The sequence below is a fragment of the Haloferax sp. s1 genome, assembly GCF_058382125.1.
This window is the reverse complement of record NZ_JBZRPK010000647.1, coordinates 2,762-11,602: the sequence shown is the minus strand read 5'-3', so window position 1 is coordinate 11,602 and position 8,841 is coordinate 2,762. Positions and strand designations below refer to the sequence as shown.

General features: G+C 63.8%; 9 protein-coding genes. 5 read left to right on the top strand and 4 right to left on the bottom strand.

Annotation, left to right across the window (positions count from 1 at the left end; translation table 11 throughout):
• A partial coding sequence (locus tag QT222_RS14735; protein ID WP_491477599.1) for an AAA family ATPase occupies positions 1-1,917 on the top strand: 1,917 nt, incomplete at its 5' end.
• Between the two features lie 146 nt (positions 1,918-2,063).
• Here the strand turns inward: QT222_RS14735 and QT222_RS14730 are convergent.
• Both QT222_RS14730 and QT222_RS14725 read right to left on the bottom strand, forming a co-directional pair.
• The gene (locus QT222_RS14730) at positions 2,064-2,771 is read right to left on the bottom strand and encodes a methyltransferase domain-containing protein (protein WP_491477598.1); all 708 of its coding nucleotides are present in this window, start codon (positions 2,769-2,771) and stop codon (positions 2,064-2,066) included.
• A gap of 64 nt (positions 2,772-2,835) precedes the next feature.
• A complete protein-coding gene (locus QT222_RS14725) occupies positions 2,836-3,456 on the bottom strand; it encodes a DUF7509 family protein (protein ID WP_491477597.1) in 621 nt (206 codons plus the stop codon).
• A gap of 100 nt (positions 3,457-3,556) precedes the next feature.
• Between QT222_RS14725 and QT222_RS14720 the strand changes: the two genes are divergently transcribed.
• The gene (locus QT222_RS14720; protein ID WP_491477596.1) at positions 3,557-3,958 is read left to right on the top strand and encodes an ArsR/SmtB family transcription factor; all 402 of its coding nucleotides are present in this window, start codon (positions 3,557-3,559) and stop codon (positions 3,956-3,958) included.
• A 97-nt stretch (positions 3,959-4,055) separates the two neighbouring features.
• Complete coding sequence (locus QT222_RS14715) at positions 4,056-4,445, top strand: DUF7522 family protein (RefSeq protein WP_004057067.1); 390 nt, start codon at positions 4,056-4,058, stop codon at positions 4,443-4,445.
• Between the two features lie 30 nt (positions 4,446-4,475).
• Here the strand turns inward: QT222_RS14715 and QT222_RS14710 are convergent, their stop codons facing one another.
• Positions 4,476-7,313, bottom strand: coding sequence for a DEAD/DEAH box helicase (locus tag QT222_RS14710; protein ID WP_491477595.1), 2,838 nt, complete (start codon positions 7,311-7,313; stop codon positions 4,476-4,478).
• A gap of 64 nt (positions 7,314-7,377) precedes the next feature.
• Between QT222_RS14710 and QT222_RS14705 the strand changes: the two genes are divergently transcribed.
• Entirely contained in the window at positions 7,378-7,599 is a 222-nt protein-coding gene (locus QT222_RS14705; RefSeq protein ID WP_204365878.1) for a hypothetical protein, read from the top strand.
• A gap of 34 nt (positions 7,600-7,633) precedes the next feature.
• Entirely contained in the window at positions 7,634-7,903 is a 270-nt protein-coding gene (locus tag QT222_RS14700; RefSeq protein WP_491477594.1) for a hypothetical protein, read from the top strand.
• A gap of 15 nt (positions 7,904-7,918) precedes the next feature.
• On the opposite strand, the gene QT222_RS14695 is transcribed toward QT222_RS14700, so the two are convergent.
• Positions 7,919-8,701, bottom strand: coding sequence for a metallophosphoesterase (locus QT222_RS14695; RefSeq protein WP_491477593.1), 783 nt, complete (start codon positions 8,699-8,701; stop codon positions 7,919-7,921).
• Between the last annotated feature and the right edge of the window lie 140 nt (positions 8,702-8,841).

The window sequence follows — 8,841 nt, the reverse complement described above, 5'->3', positions numbered from 1 at the left end:
GACGTAGAAGACGCGCGGGCGGTGACGCTGACCGGTCCCGGCGCGTTCGAGCGAACCAGCGTCGACCGGGAAACCATCGAGGAAGTGGTGAAATCGGAGATTCGGAATCGACCGCTCCAGTCCGGCGACCGCGTCCGCGTCGAACGACTCGCTGGTGCTGGCCTCGTCGTCAGCAAAACCCAACCGGACGGCGTGGTTCGAGTTACCGACTCGACGCGAGTGACTGTGACCGCAGAAAGCTCGAAAGGGGCGAGCGAGGCCGTCCGCGACGCCGTCAAGAGCGTGACCGGTACTGACGACGGCGATTCCGAGCGCGGCCGGGCGACCGGCGTTACCTACGAGGATATCGGCGGTCTCGACGACGAACTCGATTTGGTCCGGGAGATGATTGAACTCCCGCTGTCGGAACCGGAGGTGTTCGCCCATCTCGGCATCGAACCGCCGAAGGGCGTCCTCCTGCACGGCCCGCCGGGGACTGGGAAGACGCTCATCGCGAAGGCCGTCGCCAACGAGGTCAACGCCACGTTTACCACCATCTCCGGACCCGAAGTGCTCTCGAAATATAAGGGCGAATCCGAGGAGAAACTCCGTGAGGTGTTCCAGTCGGCCCGCGAGGATGCGCCGAGCATCATCTTCTTCGACGAAATCGACTCCATCGCCGCAAAGCGCGACGACGGTGGCGACCTCGAAAACCGCGTCGTCGGTCAACTACTCTCGCTGATGGACGGTCTCGACGCCCGCGGCGACGTAGTCGTCATCGGCGCGACGAACCGCGCCGACAACCTCGACCCCGCGCTCCGCCGCGGCGGCCGCTTCGACCGCGAAATCGAAATCGGCGTCCCGAACGAAACCGGCCGTCGAGAAATTCTCGACGTACACACCCGGCAGATGCCGCTCGCGGATGACGTGGATATCGAGCGTCTCGCCTCCAGAACCCACGGATTCGTCGGTGCCGACCTCGAATCGCTGGCGAAAGAAGCGGCCATGACCGCGCTTCGTCGGGTTCGACGGGAGGGCGAAAGCGTGTCCGTCACCGACATGACGGTGACCCGCGCCGACTTCGAGACGGCGATGGCGTCGGTCGAACCCTCGGCGATGCGCGAGTACGTCGCCGAGCAACCGACCAAAGGGTTCGAGGCCGTCGGCGGTCTCGACGACGTGAAACAGACGCTCGAACGGGCGGTGACGTGGCCCTTGACCTACGCGCCGCTGTTCGAGGCGGCCGCAACCGACCCGCCGACTGGCGTCCTCCTGCACGGCCCGCCGGGGACCGGGAAGACGCTTCTCCCCCGCGCTATCGCGGCCGAAAGCGGCGTCAACTTCATCCACGTCGCCGGACCCGAACTCCTCGACCGATACGTCGGCGAGTCCGAAAAGTCCGTCCGCGAGGTCTTCGAGCGCGCCCGACAGGCCGCACCGAGCATCCTCTTTTTCGACGAAATCGACGCCATCGCGACCAACCGCGACAGCGTCGGGTCGGACTCCGGCGTCACGGAACGCGTCGTCTCGCAACTCCTGCCCGAGATGGACAACGCCGCCGACAATCCGAACCTCGTCGTCCTCGCGGCGACGAACCGGCGCGACACCATCGACCCGGCGCTTCTCCGCCCCGGCAGATTGGAGACTCACGTCGAAGTCCCCGCCCCGGACATCGAAGCCCGCCGCGCGATTCTCGACGTACACATCCGGAACAAGCCGCTCAGTTCCGACGTCGACCTGAACGACGTGGCGGCTCACATGGACGGCTACACCGGCGCGGATGTCGCAGCCGTGTGCCGCGAGGCCGCGCTCAGGGCGATTCAGGATGTCGCCAACGCCTACGAGGGAACCACCGCGAACGACCACACCGACGAGATTCGAATCACCCGCGAGCACTTCGACGCGGCGCTCGACTCCGTCTCGCCGACGCTGGTCTGAGAGCTGAGAATAGCGGAACTCGGTACAAGCTGTGTCCCATGTTCACTCGCAACAGAGGTGTGTCGTGAACGTGGTGTTTCGACGGGAGAAACACGAACCCGCCGATTCGTCGGAAGTCGAATCGGTAATAGCTCGACTCAGATTCGTCAGCGAAGTCGCGCCCGGTAGTAACTCGACTCGGGATTCGAGTACGTCACGTCGGCAACGTCGAGACCCGCATCGGCGGCGACTTCTCGGAGTCGCTCCGGCGAGACTAAGAGGAAGTCGAGGTCCGGCCCCCGCAAGTCGCCGTATTCGACGTGGAACTGTCGGCGCGCGAGTCCGGGTCGTGAGTCGGGTCTGTAGCCGAAGAACTCCTCGGGGTCGATACGATTCGGGTCGTACGAGTCGACGACGAGTTCACCCGTCGAAGTGGTGAGTTCGTCGAAGGATGCGAGCAGGTCCGCAAGCCCGTCGAGCGACCCCGTGAGTCCGATTTGTGTTCCGATTGCGAGTATCGTCTCGAACCGCCCGGATTCGACCGCCGGGTCGAACATATCGCCGACGAAGGCTATCTCGACGCCTCGTTCCCGGGCCGTGCGAACCGCGTTCGGACTCACGTCGAAGGCGACGACATCGCCGCGTTCCTGCACGGCGAGCGCGTGCTGACCCGCGCCGCAACCGACATCTAACACGGGCGTCCGAAGCGAGTCGAGAAACTCCCACTTCGACTCGGGCCACTTCTCGGATGGGACGAGATAGTTCTCGTAGATGTGGGCATCACCATCTTCCGCGCTGTCGCGGTAGACGCAGGGCGCGCGCAGGCACCCGCGAAATCTATCGAGCATCGCCAGTCCGAGTGCGTCGTCGGGCATGACGAATGAGCAGTTGCCTGTATGTCAGTTAAATTTAATGAGTTGTATGGTAGCGATGAACAAATTAATCGAGTCGCTCCAAATCGCCGTGGAGTTCTCGATTCATCACGTCCGCAACGAACAGTCGGATGCGTTTGTGGAGTTCTTCTTCGGTGTCGTAGGTTTCGACCCTGAGGTCCCAACGCGCTCGGGCCGCCCGAATCATCTCGCTCGTGACCGTCGCCTCGTGGACGAAGACGATTCGGTCGCCGTGTGTCTCCGAGAGGCGTTCGAGGACCGACCCGGCCTCTTCGCCGACGCCGAAATTGTGCCCGAGGAAGGGGAGAACGAACACGGTGGCGTTGCCCGCCTCCGCAAAGGCAAGGCTCTGTGTTGCAGCATCGACCTCGTCAGTATCCACGTCAATGTCGACTGCGAGAAATGCATTCACACCGGGGTCAGCCCGGAGCGTCCCCTGTACACGACGAAGCAGGGCGAGCGCGTCGTCGATGTCGTCGCGCGCCGAAAACAGTCGCCGAATCGGGCCAGGGAGGTCCGCGATGTCGATGTCAGCTAGTTCCCGCTCCGAGAGGATGTAGTTCAGGTTAAACGACTTGTAGGGACCCATCACGTAGACGAGAAACCGGTCGTAGGTGGTCTTCCCGAGGGCCGCTCGAATATCGTCGCGTGTGATGGTGTCGCACATACACCACCGTACTGACCGGACCCATATATAAAAAACGGCCTTTTCAGCGGTATTCGACTCAAGAACTGTTAAGCCGATACGGACCATCTATCGAACTGAGATGGCGACGAACAACCCGGCGAACTCGGACGGACTTCCCGAAGACCCCGCCGAGTTACTGCCGCCGACGAGCGTCCTCACGCTGGACGAGTATCTCGACATGCAGGCGGCCATCGGCGACCGAACGCGGTTTACCCTCCTGTACCGGTTGGTCCACTTCGGCGAGCGAAGCCCGAAAGAACTGGAGGAGGCGCTCGACGTTCGGGCAAACACGCTTCATTACCACCTTCAAAAACTCGTGGACGCGGGTCTGGTCGAGAAGCGGAAACAAACGCGCGCCGACAAGGATGGCCTGTTCGCGTACTACCGCGCCACGTCCCTTGGCGAGGATATCCTCGAATACGGCGTCGAGGAACTCATTCGGCGCGAGCGCGACTACCGCGACGCCTATGCGTCGGGATAGGAATAGAATAGGGAAATACGAACCAGCAGTCGTTGGGTTGCCACGGCACCTGCCGCAGACGCCGCCTATTTGTTATTCCATAACACACCGAAAGGTGATGTCCAATCTCCTCCCCGACGAAGCACAGGAAACACTCGTTTCGACCTGCCGAACCGCCGTCGGCGACAGTCTTCGGTCGATTACGTACTTCAATCGCTTCGACTACGTGCAGGTCTATCTCCGCGACGACCTCGAACAGGAAGCCGACCTGAACTCCTTTATCGGCAACGAGTGGCACGACTTCAAGATGACCCAAGACGCCTATCGGGGGTCTGAACTCGGCGACTACCAGTACACGATTCGCGTGTTCGAAAACGGCTATCTCGTCCGCATCACCATCGAGGACTTCGGCGTGTTCGTCACGACCGACGGCATCTCCATGCAGGACTTCGAGGCGCTTGCCAGCGCGACGACCGAGATTCTCGAAGACTGGGCTATCGCGGAGTAGGCGGCATTCGTGGCGGACGGCGACGTCGAATCAGTCCCAAAACGACTGCGTCCGGGCGTACTCGCGCTCGCGTTCGAGGATGTCGCGGTAGAAGTCTGCGTCGTCGTCGCGGAGTTTGTTGATAATTCGGGCCGCGTTGTGCGGGCCGACCCCGCGGGCCGCGAGCGCGACGACGGCTTTGTTCCCGTGGGCCTGCACCAGACTCGCAGAGCGGTAGGCCCGCTTCGTCAGGCGCTCCTGTTCGTCGTCTTTTTCCGGGGCTCGAACCGCTTTCACCGCTTCTTCGTCCCACGGGTTGAGGGCGGCGACGCGGGTCGCGCCGCAGTTCGGACACGTCGGCGGGTCGCGCACGCGTTTGACCTTCGTCTTCCGCGTCCACTCCTTGCAGTGGAGACACGCGAGGAGCACCCGGTCGTTCTGAATCCGCTCTCGAATCGTCTCGATGACGCTGGCGTCGGCGTTCTCGGGGACGAGCAAGTCGGTTCCCGAACTCCGGCCGCCGGTACCGATGGGTGTCGGTTCGCGGGCGACGACGAGTTCGACGTCGCCGTCGTGGATGCGCCGTAGCAGGTCGACCGCCTCCTCGACGGCGAGGTCCGTGTGGAACACTTCTCTGATTGCTTCGTCGAAGATGGGGGTGTCTTCGAGCGCCGCGAGAAGTCTGTCGCCGCCGAAGCGGCTCTTTCCCGGATAGCGCTTGAGCGCCCCGAACTTCGCGGCGACCTGCGCGAGCGTGAACTTCAGCGAGTCCGAGCGCTTCAGCGCGAGTTCGAGCAGCGCTTCGACGTGTTTCGGGTCCGTCTCCCGAAGCACCTCGGCGAACGTCGTCGGGCTGACGTTCCCCGGCACGTCGAACTCGACCCGATACGGGTCGACTTCCATCCCGACCGACGAACCGGTTCGTTGGCCGATAAGCGCCGACAGAAGCCTCCCGAGCGTTTCGTTCACCCGGTGGCCGTAACAGGAGTTGAGCGTCACCTTCCGTGGCGACCCTTCGAGGACGAGTCTGTCGGCGGTCGGAATCGACGCGCCAGTTTCGGCCTGCCGCTCGATGGGACCCAAGGCCGTCGAGACGGTTCCCTCGTCGGTCGGGTACCGCATGACGACATCGCGGGCGACGTGCTCGCGGTCTGCACCCGAGTTGAATTGGGGTGCCGCTACATCGCGGAGTTCGCCCACCTCGCCAGCCACGGGCGCGGGAACAGGAATCTCCGAGCCGACCCACGACGGCACCTCGCCGCCGGGGTCTTCGATGGGCGAGACGTTCACCCGCGCCGCTTCGTCGTCTACATCGTTGACGCGCCACATCTCGCCGCGCTGGATGAACGTCGCTCCCGGCGAGGCGAAGTTGAGGACGAATTTTTCGTCGAGGGTTCCGATTTGCCGACGCGAAGACATGTCGTGTACGTCGTAGGTCTCCTCGTCGGGTATCATCGAGAGATTGGCGTAGAAGTACTGCCACGTGCCGCCCGACTTTTCGAGGCAGTCCTTCTCCTCGTCCAGCCAGAGCAGTCTGTTGCCCGAGAGTTCGCGGACGACGGCGCGGAAGTCGTCTTCCGACAGGTTTCGGAAAGGGTACGCCCGCGTGACGATTTCGTAGGCCCGTCGGGCCGAGACGTCGCCGTAGTCCATGACGATGCCCACAATTTGGTTCGCTACGGTATCGAGGCTGCCGTGGTGGACGCGCGCGGGTTCGACCTCGCCTGATTCGGCCCGACGGGCGATAGCGAGTGCTTCGAGCGTGTCGTCCGGGTGGTCCGTGACGATGGTTCCCCGAGAGACGACACCCAACCGGTGTCCGGCGCGGCCAACGCGCTGGAGGAGTCTGGCGACCTCGCGCGGACTATTGTACTGAACGACGTGGTCGACCCGGCCCACGTCGATGCCGAGTTCCATCGACGACGTACAGATGAGCGCGTCCAACTCACCGGCTTTGAATCGGTCTTCCACGTCGATTCGCACGTCCTTCGAGAGCGACCCGTGGCGGACTTCGATAGGGTCGTCGAGCGCCTTGAACCGAGAGCCGAGCGCTTCCGCAGGCTGGCGGGTGTTGACGAAGACGAGCACCGACTGGTGGTCGCGGACGATGTCGCGTATCGTCCGGACGTGACTCGCGATTTCGGGGTCGGTGGCGAGTTTCCCCGCCAATCGCTCGTCCTCGTTCGTTACTTCGGGCCTGACCACCTCGAACTCCACGCGGTTGTCCACGTCGACTTCGATGATTTCGAAGTCGCGGTCGCCAGTCAGGAATTTCCCGACTTCCGCCGGTGACCCGACGGTCGCCGAGAGACCGATTCGCTGGAACGGCCCCGCGAGTTCTCGAAGACGCTCTAACCCGATGGTCAACTGCGCGCCGCGCTTGGCCGACGCGAGTTCGTGGACCTCGTCGACGACGACGTGTTCTACGTCCGAAAGCGCCTTTCTGAGCTTCTTTCCGGTCAACATCGCCTGCAACGTCTCGGGCGTCGTCACCAACACGTCCGGCGGGTCGTTGGCCTGCTTCTGTCGTTGGTACTGCGTGGTGTCGCCGTGGCGAACGTCGATGTCGATGTCGAGTTGTTCGCCCCACCAATCGAGGCGCTGGCGCATGTCGCGGTTCAGCGCCCGAAGCGGGGTAATGTAGAGTGTGGAGATTCCGAATCGGTCCTCCGCGTCGGCGATGGCCGAAAAGACCGGCAGCATCGCCGTCTCCGTCTTTCCGGTCCCGGTCGGCGCGATGATGAGACCGTTCTTTCCAGCGGCGAGCGGCGGAATCGCACGACGCTGTGGCTCGGTCGGCGTCGTGAATCCGCGCTCCGAGAGGGCGTTGCGGACGGGTTGCGAGAGCCTCGTAAAGGCGTCCATTCCGGCGGCCTCGCCGTCTGGCATCGACCGAGGTTACGCTTCGAGGCGATTAAGCGCACCGCTCGGGGTGGTCATCTCCGGCGGATTCATGTTTCGTGTGCGTCAAGTTCGGTCGTGTCCCCGAATCGTCATCGCAATCGTCGCGACGGCTGTGGTGGCTGCTGTGATTCCCGCCGCAGTGAACGGACTCTGGTATCCCGGCGACGACAGTGTAGCGACAGAGTGGGGCCCGCTCGTCCATTTCGTCGTCGGGAGCGCAGTCCGATACGTCGTGATGAATTCGTGGGAGCTCGTTTCGGTGGTCGCCTGATGTGGGTGCCACTCACCGAGGTTGGTGTGACACTGTGACCCCGGAACGAACGTTCTGGCTGTTGCAGGCGGGGTTCACGCTCGGGAATGTACTCCTCATGTTCGGTGCCGACGACGGCGACGCCGAACTGTGGCAACTCGTCTTCACCGCGGCGCTTCTGGCCGTGACGCTCGTATCAGTCGTGTACGCGATTCGAGAACGAGAATCGGGTGTTCCCGAACACTTCCGCGAAGGGTCGGGATGGCAACGAATCACACGCATTGGGAGTACTGCAGTGTTCGTCCTCGTATTCGTCTTCGGGTAGTCCGCTCGTTGGCCCTCAGACGTTCCGGTAGTCACCCAACCGCGTTCCATCTAACAGGTACGCCTCACCACCGACCAGCCCGTCCGGGAGGAACGGCGACAGAAAGCCTTGCCCGGGGACGTTGACCCACGTTCCGCCGGAGGTGTTGTTGAACGCCGGAAACACCACTAGTTCGGGGTCGTGCCACGCCAACACCGATGCGTCCACCTCGAAGTGGTCGGCGAACACGTCCGGAACGAGCGACCCGCGGAGCCAGACGCGCTCTTTTCGCGCGCCGCCGACTTCGTCTTCGAGTCTGACCGCCGGGTGTTCGTGGGCCGAACAGACCACGTCGGCGGCGAGCACCTCCCGTGAGGGCCACGTGTGGCCGTGGCAGAATCCCACGTCGCCGAGTCGGACGCCGGTACGGGCGGTCACCTCGACGCGGTCATCGAAGAAGTCCGCGAGGCCGCCGTCGCGATTCCCGGGAACGAGCGTCAACTCGGCGCGGTCGGGCACGGCGTCGACGAGGTCACGCAGCTCTTCGGCTTCGTCGCCTCGCGGGTCGCCGATGCGGTGGCCGAGGTCGCCGAGGACGACCAGACGGTCGGCTCCGGTTCGGTCGAGAAGCGACAGCAGTCGCTCGCGGCGGACGGCGGCGTTCGACGGGAGTTCGACCCCCCGTTCGTACCGCAGTCCGGACTCGATACCGGCGTGGTAGTCGGCGACGACGAGTGAACGCTCGGGGAACCCGCGGCGCGTTGTTCGGGCGACAGCGGCGGGATGGCCGGGAATCGGTTCGACGAGCGGCTCGGACACGACTTAGATAGCTTTCAGCACGCCGTCCTGTGGTTCGTAGCACCGGCCGCCGAGAAGCGCCTCCTGAATGGCGTCCCCGGCCGCCCCGGGGTCCCCCCCGCTCCGCTCCCCCGCGGGCGCGCGCACGGCCGCGCGCGTCG